The sequence below is a fragment of the Streptomyces sp. NPDC007164 genome (genome assembly GCF_040634135.1).
GTDB classification, from domain to species: domain Bacteria; phylum Actinomycetota; class Actinomycetes; order Streptomycetales; family Streptomycetaceae; genus Streptomyces; species Streptomyces sanglieri.
Map to the genome: position 1 here is coordinate 47,938 of NZ_JBEYFB010000020.1, position 16,527 is coordinate 64,464.

The window sequence follows — 16,527 nt, forward strand, 5'->3', positions numbered from 1 at the left end:
ATGAGGAGCATGACTCCTTCTGACGAGATCCTGGACATCGTCGACGAGAACGACGTGGTCGTGGGGCAGGCCCCGCGCGGTGAGGCCACCGCGCGGGGCCTTCGCCATCGCTGTGTCTTCATCGAGGCCCGGGACGCGGAGGGCCGGCTCTTCGTCCACCGCAGGACGCCGGACAAGCTGGTCTTCCCGTCGCACTACGACATGTTCGTCGGCGGGGTGGTCGGCGCCGGTGAGTCGTACGACGAGGCGGCGCTGCGGGAGGCCGAGGAGGAGCTGGGGGTCTCCGGGCTCCCCCGGCCGGAGCCGCTCTTCAAGTTCCTCTACGAGAGCGCCGGGCACTCCTGGTGGTCGTACGTCTACCGGGTACGGTGCGAGCTGCCGGTGAACCCGCAGGCAGAAGAGGTCGCCTGGCACACCTTCCTCACCGATGACGAGCTGGCCCGGCGGATCGGCGACTGGGAGTGGGTGCCGGACGGCCTGGCGGCGTACCAGCGGATGCGCGCCTTCCGGGCGGGCGGAGCGGCCTCCTGAGCGCGGCGTCCGGAATCCACAAAACGGCAGATAAGGTTCACGCGTGAACGAGTTCGTACAGAGCCTGCGGCTGTGGTTCGCGCCGCAGCGCATCCGCGACGAGGGCGACACCCCGGACTACCGGTTCTCGCTCGCCAACGAGCGGACCTTCCTCGCCTGGATCCGGACGGCTCTGGCGCTGATCGGCGGCGGGTTCGCGGTCGACCAGTTCCTGCCGGAGCTGGCGTGGGGCATCCGGGCCGGTCTGGCGCTCGCGCTGCTGGCGGCCGGGGTGCTGTGCGCGCTGCGGGCGGTCAACCACTGGGTGCGGTGCGAGCGGGCGATGCGGCGCGGCGAGGACCTGCCGGTCTCGCGGTTCCCGACCCTGCTCGGACTGGCCGTCGGGGTCGTCGCCGTGGCGATGGTGGTGGTGGTCCTCTTCGGCTGGGAGGGCCGGTGACCACGCCGGGTCGCGACCCCGGGCTGCAGCCCGAACGGACCCGGCTGGCCTGGCGGCGTACGACGCTGTCGTGCACGGTGGTGGCGCTGCTGGCGGTCAGGCAGGCGCTGCACGGCGGGGCGGACCCGGCCGCGATCGTGGCGGTGTCGCTGAGCGCGCTGGCCTGGCTGGGTTTCCTGCGGGTGGCACATCTGCGGGTGCTCGGGATGGGGACCGCGCGGCCGCGCCCGCTGTCGGCACGCGGCGCGCTGACGGCGGCGGCGTGCACGGTCGCGCTCGCGGTGTTCGCCGCGGCCATGCTGTTCTGACCCGGGTTCCCGGACGCGGGGCCGTCAGGCGTCCGGGCCGAGGTCCGGGACCTCCCAGTCCACGGTGACGACGATCTTGCCGCGGGTGCGCCCCTGTTCGTTGAGCCGGTAGGCGTCCGCCGCCCGTTCCAGCGGGAAGACCCGCTCCACATGGACCGAGACGATGCCCTGTTCGGCCAGTTCGGCCAGATGGGTGAGGTCGGTCGCGTCCGGGCGTACGTAGGCGTAGTGGCCGCCGTACGCGAGGACCTCGCCGTCCGCGACGGAGGCCAGTCGGCCCCCGGACCTCAGCACCTCGGCGGAGACCCGGAGCGCCTCCCCGCCGACGGTGTCGAACGCGGCGTCGATGCCGTCCGGGGCCAGGGCCCGCAGCCGGTCGGCGAGGCCGTCCCCGTAGGCCACCGGTTCGCCGCCGAGCTGCCGGACGTACTCGTGGTTGTGCTCGCTCGCGGTGCCGATGACACGGGCGCCCGTGTGCCGGGCGAGCTGGACCGCGAAGGAGCCCACCCCGCCGGCCGCCGCGTGGACGAGGACCGTCTCGCCCGCCCTGATCCGCAGGGTGCGGTACAGGACCTGGTAGGCGGTGAGACCGGCCAGCGGCAGTCCGGCCGCCTCCTCGAAGCTGAGGCTCAGCGGTTTGCGGGCCAGGGTGCGCACGGGGGCGGCGACGTACTCGGCGAGGGTGCCCCGGCTGAGGAAGTCCTCCCGCACATAGCCGATGACCTCGTCGCCGACCGAGAACTCGTCGACGGCCGCCCCGGGCTGCACGACGACGCCGGACACGTCCCAGCCGGGGATCACCGGGAACACGGCCTCCAGCGCGGCGTCCAGGTAGCCCTCGCGGGCCTTCCAGTCGACCGGATTGACCGCCGCGGCCCGCACCTTCACCAGGACGGTGTCCGGGCCGACCCTGGGGTCGGGCCGCTCGCCGTACTCCAGCACCTCGGCCCCGCCGTACCCGCTGTAGCTGATCGCCTTCATGCCCCGACCATCGGTGCGGGTCCGGGCACCCGCAACTCAGGCCCGCCGCCCGTGCGGCGGGGGCGTCACCAGCGCGGGATCGCCGGTGTCCGCCACTCCGGCTCGGCCTTGCGCATGGCGGCCGCGTCGTCGCGCTCGCGCATCGTGCCGTCGTCGTCGAGCCAGCGCCGGTGGAGTGCGGCCAGGCGTTCGCGGTCGAGTTCGACGCCGAGGCCGGGCGCGTCGGACACGGTGAGCCGGCCGTCCTCGAAGACGTGACGGGCGGTGATGACGTCCTCGGTCTGCCAGGGGTAGTGGCTGTCGCAGGCGTAGTCCAGGTTGGGCACGGTGGCCGCGACCTGGGTCATCGCGGCGAGGCTGATGCCGAGGTGGGTGTTGGAGTGCATGGAGAGTCCGACGCCGAAGGTGCGGCAGATCCCGGCCAGTTCACGGGTGCGGTGCAGCCCGCCCCAGTAGTGGTGGTCGGAGAGGACCACCTGCACGGCGCCCCGGGCGAAGGCCTCCGGCACCTCGGCGAGGGTGGTCACACACATGTTGGTGGCCAGCGGTACGCCGGCGCCGGCGGCGACCTCGGCCATCAGGTCCGTGCCGCTCGCCGGGTCCTCCAGGTATTCGAGTACGTCCTTCAACTGCTCGGCGACGTACAGCGAGGTCTCCACGGACCAGGCTCCGTTGGGGTCCAGGCGCAGCGGCTGTCCGGGGAACTCCTCGGCCAGGGCACGGATCGCGGCGATCTCCCGGTCGGGTTCGAAGACCCCGCCCTTGAGCTTGAAGGAGGAGAAGCCGTACTCGCGGGCGAAGCGCCGGGCCTGGGCGACGACGCCGGCCGGGTCGAGGGCGGCGCCCCAGTCGTCCCTCTCGCCGCCCTCGGGGTGGGCGGCCCAGCGGTAGAAGAGATAGGCGCTGTACTCGACGCGGTCGCGGACCTTCCCGCCGAGCAGGGCGTGCACGGGCAGGCCGAGGGACTTGCCCAGCGCGTCCAGGCAGGCGACCTCGAAGCCGGAGACGACGGAGAGCCGGAGCTTGTCGGCGGTCTGGACGCCGCGCAGCCCGCCGGCGTCGACCCGGTCGTCGGCCGCGCGTGAATCGCCGCACACCTCGTCGGCCAGGGCGAACAGGCCGTTCAGATCGCTGACCGGGCGTCCGGCAAGGGCGGTGGCGAGCGGCCGGGCGAGTTCGAGGTACTTGCCGTCCCCGTACGTCTCGCCGATGCCGGTGACTCCGCCGCGGGTGACGACCTCGACGATGAGCCGCGGGGTGTAGGGCTGGTGGACGCCCTGGGTGTTGAGCAGCGGCGGGTCGGCTATCAGGATCGGAGTCAGCCGGACTTCGTCGATCAGCAGCACTGTATTCATACGTGAACCTTATTCAGAGATACGACTGAACGCCAGACTCCGGCCAAGCCGGGGCCGAGTCCGGTCGCTGGATCCCGGGCGCCCACTGGACGACATACCGACTGGTCGGCATGATGGTCTCCGACCGTCTTCACCCCCGGAGGTGCGCACGATGAGCCCAGTCCACCCGCCAGGCCTCGACCTCGACCGGCTGCGCGGGCATCTCGACCGCGAGCGGCCGGGCCTGGTGAACGGACCGCTCGAAGCCCGGGTCGTCGAGGGCGGCCGGTCGAACCTGACGTACGTCGTCACGGACGGCACCGGCCGCTGGGTCGTCCGCAGGCCCCCGCTGGGCCACGTGCTGGCCACCGCGCACGACATGAAGCGCGAGCACCGGGTGATCAGCGCCCTGCACCCGACGGCCGTTCCGGTACCCGAACCGGTGCTGCTCTGCGAGGACGACTCGGTCGTCGGGGCGCCCTTCTACGTCATGGAGTACGTCGAGGGCACCCCGTACCGCACCGCCGAGCAGCTCGCCCCGCTGGGCGCCGAGCGCACCCGGGAAGCGGTCCTCGGGCTCGTCGACACCCTGGTCGCACTGCACTCCGTGGACCCCGCGTCCGTCGGGCTCGGGGACTTCGGGCGGCCCGAGGGCTTCCTCGACCGGCAGCTGCGCCGCTGGGGCAAGCAGCTGGCCGCTTCGCGGGGCCGCGAGCTGCCCGGCATCGACGAGCTGCACGGGGCTCTCGGGCGCGAACTGCCCGTCTCCCCGGCACCCACCGTCGTGCACGGCGACTACCGCCTGGACAACGTCCTGATCGGCCCGGACGACGAGATCAAGGCCGTGCTCGACTGGGAGATGTCGACGCTCGGCGACCCGCTGACCGACCTCGGCCTGCTGGTGATGTACAGCTCCGACCTCGGCCTGGCCGATTCGCCGGTCTCCACCACCAGCGGCGCGGCGGGCCACCCCTCCCCCGCCGAGCTGATCGAGCGCTATGCCGCCCGCTCCGGCCGGGACACCTCCGCCATCTCCTGGTACACGGCGTTCGCCTGGTTCAAGCTCGCCGTGATCCTGGAGGGCATCCACTACCGCTACACCCTGGGCCAGACCGTCGGCGCCGGCTTCGACCGCATCGGCGATCTCGTCCCCGTCTTCATCGAGCACGGCCTCACCACCCTCCAGGAAGGCTGATCACCCCCATGGACTTCGCATTCGACGCCCGCACCGAAGAGCTGCGCGGCAGGCTGCTCGCCTTCATGGACGAGTACGTGTACCCGGCCGAGAAGACCGCGGACGAGCAGCGCGCACTGCTGGCCTCCCCGTGGGACACGCCGCGGGTCGTCGAGGACCTGAAGGCCGAGGCGCGCAGGCAGGGTCTGTGGAACCTCTTCCTGCCCGACGCCGAGTACGGGGCCGGGCTGACCAACCTCCAGTACGCACCGCTGGCCGAGATCACCGGCCGTTCCCCGCAGTTGGCGCCGACCGCGCTCAACTGCGCGGCCCCGGACACCGGGAACATGGAGGTGCTCTTCCAGTTCGCCACGGACGAGCAGAAGAAGCGCTGGCTGGAGCCGCTGCTGGCCGGGGAGATCCGCTCGGCGTTCGCGATGACGGAGCCCGAGGTCGCCTCGTCGGACGCGACGAACATCGAGACCCGGATCACGCGCGACGGCGATGACTACGTCATCAACGGCCGCAAGTGGTACATCTCCGGGGCGATGAACCCGGACTGCGAGATCTTCATCGTGATGGGCAAGACCGGCCCCGACGACCCGGACATCCGCCGCCAGCAGTCGATGATCCTGGTCCCCCGCGACACTCCCGGCCTCGAAGTGCGCCGCGCGATGCGGGTGTACGGGTACGAGGACCACTACCACGGCGGTCACGCGGAGGTCGTGTTCACCGACGCGCGGGTGCCGGCCGCGCATCTGATCGGCGAGGAGGGCGGCGGCTTCGCCATCGCCCAGGCGCGGCTCGGGCCGGGCCGGATCCACCACTGCATGCGGCTGATCGGCATGGCCGAGCGGGCCATCGAGCTGATGTGCAGGCGGGCGGTGTCCCGTACGGCCTTCGGCAAGCCGCTCGCCCAGCAGGGCGTCGTGCAGAACTGGATCGCGGACGCCCGGGTCACGGTGGAGCAGCTGCGGCTGCTGGTGCTGAAGACGGCATGGCTGATGGACACGGTGGGCAACCGGGGCGCGCACACGGAGATCCAGGCCATCAAGATCGCCACCCCGCGGGCGGTGGTCGACATCCTCGACCGGGCGGTGCAGCTGCACGGCGCGGGCGGGGTGAGTCAGGACTTCCCGCTGGCCGAACTGTGGGCGGCGGCCCGGACGTTGCGGCTGGCGGACGGCCCGGACGAGGTGCACCAGCGGTCGCTGGCCCGGCGGGAGATCAAGCGGTACGTGTAGGGCCGGGCTCCATGGGCGGGCCCTGGTTCTCACCGGCCCTGATCCGGTCCAGTACGTCGGTGTAGCGGGTGCGCCGGTCGGGCCGGGCGTGGGCGGCGGCCCTGCGGAGGGCGGGGACCGCCGGCCCGCCCATCTCGACGAGCCCGTCGGCCGCCGTCTCGCGCACGACGGGATGCGGGTGCCCGAGCAGTCCCGTCACGGCGGGGAGCGCGGGGCCCCAACCCGCCCGGCAGAGCGTACGGATCGCCATGCGCACGACGTCCGGAATCGGGTCGTCCAGGAGGAGCTCGGTGTGGCGCAGGTGGGTCGGCCGGCCGAGCATCGTCCGTGAGGCGCGGTGGGCCCGCAGGCGGACCTTGGACCGGGGATGCGTGAGCAACTCGCCCAGCAGATCGAGGAGTTGCGGGTCCTCGTCCGGCTCCGGGCCGGTGTGTGTCCCGGCCAGTTCGGTGAGCGCCCGGCAGATCTGCTCCGGTGCGCCGGTTGCGGCCAGGTCCAGCAGTTCCCGCCGGGTCGGGCGCCGCCCGGTTCCGGCGGGTACCGCCGTGCCACGGTCACGGAGGGCTGCCAGAGCCGCCGCGTCCTGCCGCCCGGCGTCCGGCCCGCGCAGTGGCCCCTCGACGAGCAGGAGCCGGCCGGCGAGTTCGTCGCGCCCTTCGGTACGCAGGCGTCGGCGGGTCCGCGTCAGTGCGGGGGTGCGCAGGAGCGGGCGGCCGACGAGCAGGTCCAGGAAGCCCCAGGCGCCGGCGTCGAGGCGGTCGCTCAGGGCCCCGGCCAGTGCGTCGGCGGGGTACGCGCGCAACGCGTCGGCGACCGCGGGGGCCACGGCGGGCGGAGCCTGCTCCCACCACTCCAGCAGCAGCGGGACCAGCCGTTCCAGTTCCCACGGGTCGAGTCGGGCGGCCGCTCGCGCCACCCTGTCACGCCGGATGTCGTCGCCCCGGAGCTCCGTCTCGTCGAGAGCGCCCAGTTCGCGGGCCAGGTCGGTGCCGCAGCGGAGGTCGACCCGGCCGCGGAGGTACGCGCGCAGCACCGGCAGCCGGGCCTCCGGTTCGGGCCACCGCGCCAGCGCCAGGGCGGCGGTCTCCCTGCGGTCGGCGGCGGCCGATCTCAGCATGGCCAGCAGCCGCTCCCGCAAGGCCGCCGAACGGGGCTGGTCGAGGTCGTCGTCGCGTACCCGTCGTGGTGGCGGAGTCGGCGCGTGGGCGGTCTCGGCGATGGTCCAGGGCGGCGCGTCGATGGGCTGGATCAGCGTCATCCAGTCGAGCAGTCCGGCCCGGACCCGGGTATCGGCACGCCGGTGAACCTCGATCAGGGCGGTCAGCCGGTCCCGCGAGGGGACCGCGCCGTCGTCCCGCCCGCGGAACTCCTCCCATGCGCCCGGGGTGCGGACCGCCTCGTCCAGCGCGGCCCGCCATGCCCGGGTTCCGGTGGGTAGGGGCGCGGCGGCCCTCTCCGGTATGGCGAAGGCCTCCCGCAGCACGGCGGTCTCGGCCTGCCAGGGGTCGGCGCCGAGCCGGGCGCCCGCGAGGGCACGGTCGAGGTCGGCGCGGACCGGCACCGCACCGAGGCGGCGCAGCAGCGTCAGCGTGGACCGGCTCGGCGTCGCGGGTGCGGGGCGCAGTGCCCGTACGGCGGCGACGGCGGCCGTTCTTCCGGTGGCCGTCAGCAGCGGCGCGACCGCTTCGAGTACGGCGATCAGGTCGTGCCGGTCCTCGTCCCGGGCGTCGGCGAGCGCGTCCAGCAGGACCGGGGCGGACCTGGCGAAGGCCGCCAGCTCGGCGTCGTCGCGGGGCTCGGCGCAGATCCGCAGCGCGAACCGCACCACCTTGTTCCGCACGGCCCCGCCCCCAGGTCCCGGACGGGAGCCGGCGAGCCGGAGCCAGTCGGCCAGCATCGGCCGGAGCTGTGCCGTCCGGTCGTGGCCGGGCGGCCCGTCCCGTTCGGCGACGCGCAGCGCGACCGCCGGGTTCCAGCCCCCCGCCACCAGCGCCCTGATGTCACGGTCCGCCTCGTCGGCCACCGACGGAGGCTGCTCGGCGGCCGGTGCGGCGATCCCGTGCGCGGCCATGGCTGTCGCCAGGTCCTGCATCGTGCCGGAGGCCAGTCCGATCCGGCGGGACGCCACCAGCGTGAGCAGCGTGACCGCCGCCGGTGACTCCTGGTCGTGCAGCGCGAGGACCGAGCGTGCGGCAAGGGTGCCGTGGAGACGCTTCAGCAGCAGTTCACGGGTGCTGTCGTCCCGGCTGTGCTCGGCGGCGGCGACGATCGTGGCCGCGTAGGCGTCACCGAGGACGGCGTGCAGGGCCTCGGAGATTCTGTCGCGCAGAGCGAGGTTCTCGTCGTGTCCGAGCCGGAAGAGGAGCTTCGGGAGCGCCGCCGGGGTGCCCGCGCGGACCAGCGCCTCGGCCGCCGTCTTCCTGATGTTCATGTTCGGATGGTCGAGGCACGCGGAGATAGCGCTGCTCGCCCAGTGGGCGCGGGCGTGGCCCAGGGCGAGCAGTGCCTGCCGGACGGTCTGGATGTCCGGCGCGGTGGTCAGCGCGATCAGCGTCGCCGACAGGGCCTCGGCGTCCTCCCCCGTGGCGTCGCGGGCGAGCAGGGCGATGACGTGCTTGCGTACGTGCCGGTCGCGGTGGCGCAGCAGCCGGTGCACCCGGGCGCGGGTGCCCGTCCAGGGGGCCCTGAGCAGCAGTTCGAGCAGGATCGCCTGCTCGCTGTCCAGCAGTCCGGGCCGGTCCAGCAGATCCAGTGCGATGGTCGCGAGGAGTGCGTTCCCGGCGTCCCGCGCGTTCTCGGCGCCGAGCAGACAGACCGGCCGGATCGCGCCCCGCTCGTGCAGCCTGCGGCCCAGGGCGCCCACCGCGTCCAGGACTTCCTGCGGCACCACCGGCTCACCGGCCGGCTGCCCGTACTCGCCCGTCCGGCCGGGCGCGCCCGGCTCCCCCGACGCGGCCTGCTCGGCCACGATGCGCAGCAGCAGGTCGGCGATGGCCGGGAGGGTGCCCGCGGTGCCGTGGGCCGCCAGCCGGCACAGCGCCGCCACCGGCTCGTCCGGGTCCAGGTGGGAGCGGAGCAGGGCCAGTTCCCGCTCGTCCGGGCCGCCGAGGTCGGCGGCGATGCGCGGCGGCAGCTCGACGGGGTCGAGCCGTACGAGGAGCTCGTGGCGGAGCGCCGGATCGCGGTTCAGCAGCCACAGCAGTTCGAGGGCGCGGCTCCGTACGGGGCGCAGATGGGGCGCCGTCCCGTCCGTGGTGAGGCCCAGCCCCTCGCGCAGGGCCAGTACCGTCCGGTCCCCGCCGATCGCCTCCAGCGTGTCCAGGGCCGCGGCCGGGGCGGTGGGCAGCAGGGCGATCACGGCCTCTTCGGCGTCCTCGTGACGCAGTTCGCGGATCGCGTCGAGGAACGGTCCGGGTGCCGGTGCGGAGGGAAGCAGGTGTGCGATCGCGTCCCCGATCGGGAGCTCGCCGGCCCCCTGCCCGGCCAGGGCGACCAGCAGGGCGAGCCGTCGCGGCCAGCCGGGATCGTCGGCCGGCGCCTCCGTCAGTACGCGGAACGTTTCCTTCCGGGAGGTGAAGAGGACCGTCGCCACGTCGCGGGGCGGAATCGAGTGGTCGGACAGGGCCAGGCCGATGACGGCGGGGACGTCCGGATCGTCCGGAAAGTGCCCGCGCCGGTGGAGACCGCGCAGACAGGTCACGGCCGGACCGCCGAACAGCAGGGGATCGCGTGCGGCGACGGCCGTGAGCTCGCCGATGTCGTCGCGGTCCGCCAGGTCGCCGAGCAGTTCCATCCCGCGTCGGCGAGGACCCGGCGGAAGTCCGGGGTCGTCGACGACCCGGCGCAGCAGGTCCCGGTGGCCATGGCGCGCGGCGGCCGCGAGGGCGGCGTCGACCACCGCGGGCCACACCCGCACCACGCCCTCCTCCGCGGCTTCCTCGCCCGGATCCCGCACAGCACCCTCTGCCGGATCCCGCACAGCACCCTCTGCCCGTTCCCGCACAGCACCCTCCTCGCGTGCCCGCACAGCACCCTCCTCGCGTGCCCCGCCCGGCTCCCGGGCCGGGGCGGCGGCGAGGAACGGGGCGAGGAGGCCGGGCGGCAAGGGATCCGTCGCCGCCCACGGTTCGGCGAGTTCGCCCAGCGCGCCGGCGACCACCGGGGCGCTGTCGGCTCCCAGCAGGCCGATCAGGTCCTCCCGGACCAGCGTCGGGGCCAGCAGTGCGGCGTGCAGCCCCTGCCGGGCCAGCCGTACCGCCTCGGCCTGGAGCACCGGGTCGCCGCTGTCCGCCAGTTCGTCCACGAGCTGCGCCGGCCGGTGCGCGGCGGTGATGCTCAGCTCCCGCACGGCCTGGTACAGGAGTTCACCGGGGGTCTCGTCGCGGAGCACCGCGGGGTCGTGGAGCAGATCGGCGCGCAGCCACGCGATCCGTACCCGCACCGGCAGTGGCCCGGCCGTGCGCCAAGCCGGCCGGGGACGGCCCCTCAGGTGGTGGCCGAGTTCCTCGTACAGCCCGGCCAGGAGGAGATCCGCCTCCGGCAGTCCCGTCAGCGACCGGGGCAGCAGCCGGGCGAGGTCGGCCGGCTCCACGTCGTCGGACGGGGGGTACTCCGCGACGCGCTCGGTGAGCAGGACCAGCCCCAGCTGACGCTGCCCGGGGTCCTCGTGCCCGAGCAGATGCCGCAGTCTCTCCGGTGTGCGGTCCCGCGCGTCCGGGAGCCCGCCGGGCAGGGCTGCTGCGGCCCGGCCCGAGGCGTCGTGCAACTGTTCGTCGGCCGGTGTCTGCATCGTCGGATGCTAACCGCGCGCGCTCCGGCCCCACCAACGGGTTCGGCCCCGGGCCCGCTCTCAGTAGCCGCCGAACCCCACGTGGTCCGCCAGCGCCAGCTCCCGGACGAAGGCCCTCACCCGCAGCAGGCACCGGGCGGCGAACCGTACGGCCGGCGAGTGGTGCGGACCGTACGCCGCGGTCCAGAGCGCGGGGACATGTGCGGACGGCTGGATGTGAGTCATACCTCCAGCTTCGGCCCGCATCCGTGATCGGTCCAACAGATGGATCAGCTGGCTGCGATCGATAACGTGGATGGATGGAGCTACGCCAACTCCGCCACTTCCTGGCGGTCGTCACGCACGGCGGTTTCACCGCCGCCGCCCGTGCCGAGCTGATCGTGCAGTCCGCGCTGAGCACCTCGGTGCGCAATCTCGAACGGGAGCTGGGGGCCGAGCTGTTCGACCGGACCGGCCGGCGGGTGATCCTCACCGAGGCGGGCCGGGCACTGCTGCCGGCCGCCCGGTCGGTGCTCGCCGGGACCGAGGCGGCACGGGACGCGGTGGCGGCCGTGGCGGGGCTGGTGACCGGCCGGGTCAGGATCGGCACCATACAGACTCTGACCTGCGTGGATCTGGCGGCCGAGCTGGCCGCGTACCACCGGCTGTGGCCCGGGGTGCAGATCTCGCTGCGCGAGGCGACGACACCGGAGCTGGTCGCGGAGCTGCGGGCCGGTGAGCTGGATCTCGCCTATCTCGCGCCGGATGCCGCCGAACTCCCCGACGGCATCGCCGGGTTCGCGACCTGGCACGAGGAGCTGGTGCTGATCACCGCGCCGGGCCACCGGCTGGCGACCGCCGGGCGCACCCTGGTCCAGGACCTGCGCGACGAGCCGTTCGTGGACTTCCGGGCGGGCACCGGACTGGAGACCGCGGTGCGGAGACTGGCCGCGCACTGCGGGCTGGAGCGCCGGATCACCTGCGACGTCACCCAGATCCGGCTGCTCGTCGATCTCGTACGGGCCGGCATCGGCGTGGCGATCGTGCCCCGGCGGATCGGCGAGGACGCGGGGCTGCCGTGCGTGCGCATCCGCCGGCCGGAGCCGGGCCGGACCGTGGTTCTGGCCGGGCGTGCGCCCCGGCCCCGCAACCCTGCGGCGGAAGCGCTCCTGGACCGGCTGACGGGCGGTGCCCCGTAACGACGGCGGAGGGGGGCGGAGCCGCTCGGAGCCGGATCAGGGGCGCAGCGCGCGCAGCAGCAGGTCGGCCAGGTGGTCGGCGACCTCCTGCTGGCTGAGCGGGCCGTCGGGCCGGTACCAGGTGGACAGGTGGTGGACCGAACCGAAGTGGTAGTCGACGATCAGGTCGGCCGGGGTGGCGGTGGAGAACACTCCGCTGCGCTGCCCCTCCTCCACCAGGGCCCGGAAACGCTCGTGGTAGCGGCGCCGCTCCACCCGGACCTGTTTGTTCTTCTCCGGGCTCAGGTGGTGCATGGACCGGAAGAAGATCGAGGCGTCGTCGAGGTTCTCGATGGTGGTGACGACCACGTCCGCCGCGGCGTCGCGCAGCCGCTGCTCGACCGGGGCGTCGGCGTCGGCGAAGGCGTCGAGGCGCTCCTGCTGGAGGCGCAGCACCCGGGCGTAGACCTCCTGGAGGAGGTCTTCCTTGGAGCCGAAGTAGTGGTAGAGCGCCCCCTTGGTGACGCCTGCCGCCTCGACGATCTCCTGGACCGAGGTGCGGTCGTAGCCCTGCTCGGCGAAGAGCCGGGTGGCGGCGGCCAGCAGCCGCTGAGGGACGGGAGCCGTGTCCCCGTCCGTCGCCTTGGCCATGTGCCGCCACCTTCCCTCAGTACTGTGCGTGATCCGGTCTAGCTGGGGGAACGCAGTTCCCGCCTGAGGATCTTCCCACTCGCCGTCTTCGGGAGTTCGGTCAGGATCTCGACCTCACGCGGGTACTTGTACGCGGCGAGCCGTTCCTTGCAGTACGCGCTCAGCTCCTCCGGCCCGGCCGAGGCGCCTGGCCGCAGGCTGACGTAGGCGCGGACGGTCTCGCCGCGGTAGGGGTCGGGGACGCCGACAACGGCCGCCTCCCGGACCGCCGGATGGGTGTAGAGGACGTCCTCCACCTCGCGCGGCCAGACCTTGAAGCCGGAGGCGTTGATCATGTCCTTCTTGCGGTCGACGACGTAGAGCCAGCCCGCGCTGTCCATGAAGCCGATGTCGCCGGTGCGCAGCTCGCCGTCCGGGAAGGCGGCGGCGGTGGCCTCGGGCAGCCGCCAGTAGCCGGACACGACCTGCGGGCCGCGGACCGCGATCTCGCCCTGCTCGCCGAAGGGGACCTCCGCGCCGCTCTCGTCGAGGATCCGGACCACCGTGTCGGGGCCCGGGACACCGACCGACAGCGTCCCGGAGACCGGGTCGACGGGGGCTTCGCGCTCCGGCGGCACGGAGGCGCACGGGGCGGTGCACTCCGTGAGGCCGTAGCCGTTGCGGATGTACGGGCCGAAGCCCGCCCGGAATTTCTCCACCAGCGCGGGCGGCAGCGGCGCCCCGCCCGAGGAGATCACCCGGAAGGAGGCGAAGTGCTCGGGGGTGGCGTCCGGGTGGGCGGCGAGGGCCATGAAGGCGGTGGACGGGCCCACGGTGTAGGCGGGGCGGTGCTCGGCGAAGGCTTCGAGGACGGCGCCCGGGTGGAAGCGGTACGCGAGGACGAGGGTGCCCGCGTTGGTGAGGCAGGCGGCCAGCTGGCACACCATGCCGGTGATGTGGAAGAGCGGGGCGAGCGCGAAGTAGGAGGAGCCCTCGGCGACGGGGTGCCCGGTCCGCTGGCGCTCGGCGTTGACCATGATGTTGCCGTGGGAGTTCATGGCGCCCTTGGGGGTGCCGCTGGTCCCGGAGGTGTAGCTGATCAGCGCCACGTCGGCGGCGGCGGGTTCGCGGCCCTCGGGGGCCCTGATGCCCCGGCGGGCGACGGCGACCAGGTCGTCGGCGTCACCCGGCACGGGCAGCCGCTCGAAGCCGAGCACGCGTGCGTCGTTCTGCGTCTGGAGGTCCAGCTCGCTGGTGGTGAGGACGGTCCGTACCGTCGGGGCACCGGCCGCGGTGTCCCGCAGATAGGCCTCCCAGGCCGAGTCCGCGCAGATCAGTGCGGCGACCTCGGCGTCCTTCAGTACGTGGCCGACCTCGCCGGACTTGTACATCGGGTTGAGCGGGACGACCGTGGCGCCGGCCTTCCAGGCGCCGAGCAGCGCGATCACGAACTGCGGGGTGTTCTGCAGCATGATCGCGACCCGGGCGCCGCGCTCCAGCCCCTCGGCGGCGAGATGGCCGGCCACCGAGTCGGAGAGCGCGTCGGTCTCGCGGTAGCTCAGGCGTCCGTCGAAGTAGGCGAGCGCGGGGTGCCCGGGGCTGCGGGCGACCGAGTCCCGGAAGGCGTGCACGAGGCTCGCGGCCGGGTGGACGGGGGCCCGCTGGGCCTCGCTGAGCAAGGCGGTCCAGGGCCTGGCCGCGTAGATGGAATCGGTCATGCGCCGGTCTCCTCCCACTTCTGCTGAAGGTGGTTCATGCTGCCGAGCCACTGGTCGGTGTCCTTGCTCCGGGCCCGGTAGTACCCGGCGACCTCGGGGTGCGGCAGGACGAGGAACCGGTCCTCGGCCATGGCGTCGAAGAGCGCGTCGGCGACCGCCTCGGGCTCGATGGCGCTGGGGGCGAGGACCAGTTCCCCGGCCGATCCGGCGGCGGTGAGCATGTCCGTACGCACACCCTGCGGGCAGATCGCGTGGACCTTGACGCCGCGGTGGCGGTAGGTGAGCGAGAGCCATTCGGCGAAGGCGACGACGCCGTGCTTGGTGACGCTGTACGGGGCCGCGCCGATCATCGTCAGCAGCCCGGCGGCGGACGCGGTCGAGACGAAGCGGCCGCTGCCGCGCTCCAGCCAGTCGGGCAGCAGCGCCCTGGCCGCGCGGACATGGGCCATCACATTGACGTCCCAGGCGGCGGCCCAGACCTCCTCGTCCGCGAAGACGTCGCCGGGCGAGGCGAGGCCGGCGTTGGCGCAGTAGATGTCGACGGTGCCGTCGAGCGCGTCCCTGGCGGCGTCCACGATCCGCGAGGCGTCTCCGGCGACGGCGACGGCGCCGATCTCCTCGGCCAGCGTCTTGATCCTCGCCTCGTCGAGGTCGTTGACCACGACCCGCGCACCCTCCGCGGCGAACCGGCGGGCCAGCGCGGCTCCGATGCCGCCTCCGGCCCCTGTGACCACCACGCCCGCGCCCTGCACCGCACTCATCGGGTCCCGCCTCTCTCAGCCGACTGCCCTGGCAGACTAACCAGTCGGTATGCCGGAGCGGAAGGGGTGGACACCGCCCCGGCGCCACTCCTGTCGCAACCGTCCCGTCCGGCTCGTTCCGTATGGCCCGAACGCGCGCTAGCGTGCGTGACCATGACAGACGTCGCGATCATGGAGGTAGCCCGATGAGCCTGTCCAGACGTGGTTTGCTGGCCGCCGGCGGTGCGGTGGGGGCCCTCGCGGCGACGGCCGCCGGGACCGGGGCCGCGACCGCAGCGCCCGCCCGGAACAACGGGAACCGCCGGGTCCGTACCGGCTTCGACCGGCTGGCGGCGGACGGCTACGCACTGCTGAAGGGCGAGAAGGTCGGGATCGTCACCAATCCGACCGGGATCACCTCCGACGTCCGCCACATCGTCGATGTGATGCACCCGGACGAGCGGGTGGAGCTGATCGCCGTCTTCGGGCCCGAGCACGGTTTCCGCGGCACCGCGCAGGCGGGCGGTTCGGAGGGGCGCTACGACGACCCGGCGACCGGACTCCCGGTCTACGACACGTACTTGAAGAGCGGGCAGCCGCTCGCCGACGTCTTCACCGCGTCCGGCGTGGACACTGTGGTCTTCGACATCCAGGACGCGGGCGCCCGCTTCTACACGTACATCTGGACGCTGTACGACTGCATGGAGGCGGCCGCTCTCGCGGGGAAGCGGTTCGTCGTCCTGGACCGGCCGAACCCGGTGACCGGGCGGGCGGCGCTCGGTCCGGTGCTCGACCCGGCGTTCGGCACCTTCGTCGGCCGCCGGGAGATCGCGCAGGCGCACGGCATGACCGTCACCGAGCTGGCCCTGCTCTTCAACGCCCAATTCCTGGCCGAACGGCCGGTGGACCTGCGCATCGTGAAGATGTCCGGCTGGAAGCGCTCGGGCTTCTTCGACACGACCGGACTGCCCTGGGTGCCGCCGAGCCCCAACATGCCGACGCCGGACACGGCGCTGGTCTACTCGGGGACCTGCCTGTTCGAGGGCACCAACCTCTCCGAGGGGCGCGGCACCACCCGCCCGTTCGAACTGCTCGGCGCCGAGGGCATCGACCACCGCTGGGCGGCGGCCGCGAACGCGCTGGACCTGCCCGGGGTCGCGTTCCGCGAGGCGTACTTCGCGCCGACGTTCTCCAAGTTCCAGGGAAAGACCGTCGGCGGGGTGCAACTGCACGTCCAGGACCGCGAGGTCTTCGACCCGGTACGCACCGGCATCGCGCTGCTGGTGACGGCGAAGCGGACCTGGAGCGGGTTCGAGTGGCGCGCGGACAACTGGATCGACAAGCTCACCGGCAACACCCGGGTCCGCACGATGATCGACGCGGGCGCGGACACGGATGAGGTCGTCGGCGCCTGGGCGCAGGACCTGGCCGCGTTCCGGGCCGTGCGCAAGCGGTACCTCCAGTACCGGTGAGGTGGGGCCG

14 protein-coding genes are annotated in these 16,527 nt (G+C 73.3%); 7 read left to right on the forward strand and 7 right to left on the reverse strand.

Annotated features, from left to right (window positions below):
* The first annotated feature begins 9 nt into the window (after positions 1–9).
* Genes ABZ622_RS23920 through ABZ622_RS23930 form a run of 3 tightly spaced genes read left to right on the forward strand, consistent with a single transcriptional unit; the run spans position 10 to position 1,278 of the window.
* A complete protein-coding gene (locus ABZ622_RS23920; RefSeq protein WP_360546307.1) occupies positions 10–531 on the forward strand; it encodes an NUDIX domain-containing protein in 522 nt (173 codons plus the stop codon).
* A gap of 43 nt (positions 532–574) precedes the next feature.
* Positions 575–970, forward strand: coding sequence for a DUF202 domain-containing protein (locus tag ABZ622_RS23925; protein ID WP_093541392.1), 396 nt, complete (start codon positions 575–577; stop codon positions 968–970).
* A complete protein-coding gene (locus ABZ622_RS23930; protein WP_360546309.1) occupies positions 967–1,278 on the forward strand; it encodes a DUF202 domain-containing protein in 312 nt (103 codons plus the stop codon). Before ABZ622_RS23925 ends, ABZ622_RS23930 begins: the two co-directional genes overlap by 4 nt.
* A gap of 24 nt (positions 1,279–1,302) precedes the next feature.
* Here the strand turns inward: ABZ622_RS23930 and ABZ622_RS23935 are convergent, their stop codons facing one another.
* Both ABZ622_RS23935 and ABZ622_RS23940 read right to left on the reverse strand, forming a co-directional pair.
* Positions 1,303–2,259 (reverse strand): NADP-dependent oxidoreductase, encoded by a 957-nt coding sequence (locus tag ABZ622_RS23935; RefSeq protein ID WP_360546311.1) that lies wholly within the window; start codon positions 2,257–2,259, stop codon positions 1,303–1,305.
* Between the two features lie 65 nt (positions 2,260–2,324).
* Entirely contained in the window at positions 2,325–3,614 is a 1,290-nt protein-coding gene (locus tag ABZ622_RS23940) for a glucarate dehydratase family protein (protein WP_360546313.1), read from the reverse strand.
* 151 nt (positions 3,615–3,765) lie between these two features.
* On the opposite strand from ABZ622_RS23940, the gene ABZ622_RS23945 reads away from it, so the two are divergent.
* Together ABZ622_RS23945 and ABZ622_RS23950 are read left to right on the forward strand one after the other, a co-directional pair.
* Positions 3,766–4,788, forward strand: a complete 1,023-nt coding sequence (locus ABZ622_RS23945) for a phosphotransferase family protein (RefSeq protein WP_360546315.1) — start codon at positions 3,766–3,768, stop codon at positions 4,786–4,788.
* An 8-nt stretch (positions 4,789–4,796) separates the two neighbouring features.
* Positions 4,797–6,011: an acyl-CoA dehydrogenase family protein gene (locus ABZ622_RS23950; RefSeq protein WP_360546317.1), complete on the forward strand. Its 1,215-nt coding sequence runs from the start codon at positions 4,797–4,799 to the stop codon at positions 6,009–6,011.
* Here ABZ622_RS23950 and ABZ622_RS23955 read toward each other — a convergent pair.
* Entirely contained in the window at positions 5,995–10,800 is a 4,806-nt protein-coding gene (locus tag ABZ622_RS23955; protein ID WP_360546319.1) for a HEAT repeat domain-containing protein, read from the reverse strand. The genes ABZ622_RS23950 and ABZ622_RS23955 overlap by 17 nt on opposite strands.
* A 60-nt stretch (positions 10,801–10,860) precedes the next feature.
* A complete protein-coding gene (locus ABZ622_RS23960) occupies positions 10,861–11,025 on the reverse strand; it encodes a hypothetical protein (protein WP_164495241.1) in 165 nt (54 codons plus the stop codon).
* A gap of 74 nt (positions 11,026–11,099) precedes the next feature.
* Between ABZ622_RS23960 and ABZ622_RS23965 the strand changes: the two genes are divergently transcribed.
* Positions 11,100–11,978 (forward strand): LysR family transcriptional regulator, encoded by an 879-nt coding sequence (locus tag ABZ622_RS23965; RefSeq protein WP_360546321.1) that lies wholly within the window; start codon positions 11,100–11,102, stop codon positions 11,976–11,978.
* Positions 11,979–12,014: 36 nt separating this feature from the next.
* On the opposite strand, the gene ABZ622_RS23970 is transcribed toward ABZ622_RS23965, so the two are convergent.
* From ABZ622_RS23970 to ABZ622_RS23980, 3 genes are read right to left on the reverse strand one after another with little or no spacing between them, the layout of a single operon-like run.
* Complete coding sequence (locus ABZ622_RS23970; RefSeq protein WP_093541408.1) at positions 12,015–12,608, reverse strand: TetR/AcrR family transcriptional regulator; 594 nt, start codon at positions 12,606–12,608, stop codon at positions 12,015–12,017.
* A 38-nt stretch (positions 12,609–12,646) separates the two neighbouring features.
* Positions 12,647–14,305, reverse strand: a complete 1,659-nt coding sequence (locus tag ABZ622_RS23975; protein WP_360546323.1) for an AMP-binding protein — start codon at positions 14,303–14,305, stop codon at positions 12,647–12,649.
* Positions 14,302–15,066 (reverse strand): SDR family oxidoreductase, encoded by a 765-nt coding sequence (locus ABZ622_RS23980; protein ID WP_360546325.1) that lies wholly within the window; start codon positions 15,064–15,066, stop codon positions 14,302–14,304. The genes ABZ622_RS23975 and ABZ622_RS23980 overlap by 4 nt, the downstream gene beginning before the upstream one ends.
* A 185-nt stretch (positions 15,067–15,251) precedes the next feature.
* On the opposite strand from ABZ622_RS23980, the gene ABZ622_RS23985 reads away from it, so the two are divergent.
* Complete coding sequence (locus ABZ622_RS23985) at positions 15,252–16,517, forward strand: DUF1343 domain-containing protein (RefSeq protein ID WP_360546327.1); 1,266 nt, start codon at positions 15,252–15,254, stop codon at positions 16,515–16,517.
* The last annotated feature ends 10 nt before the right edge of the window (positions 16,518–16,527 follow it).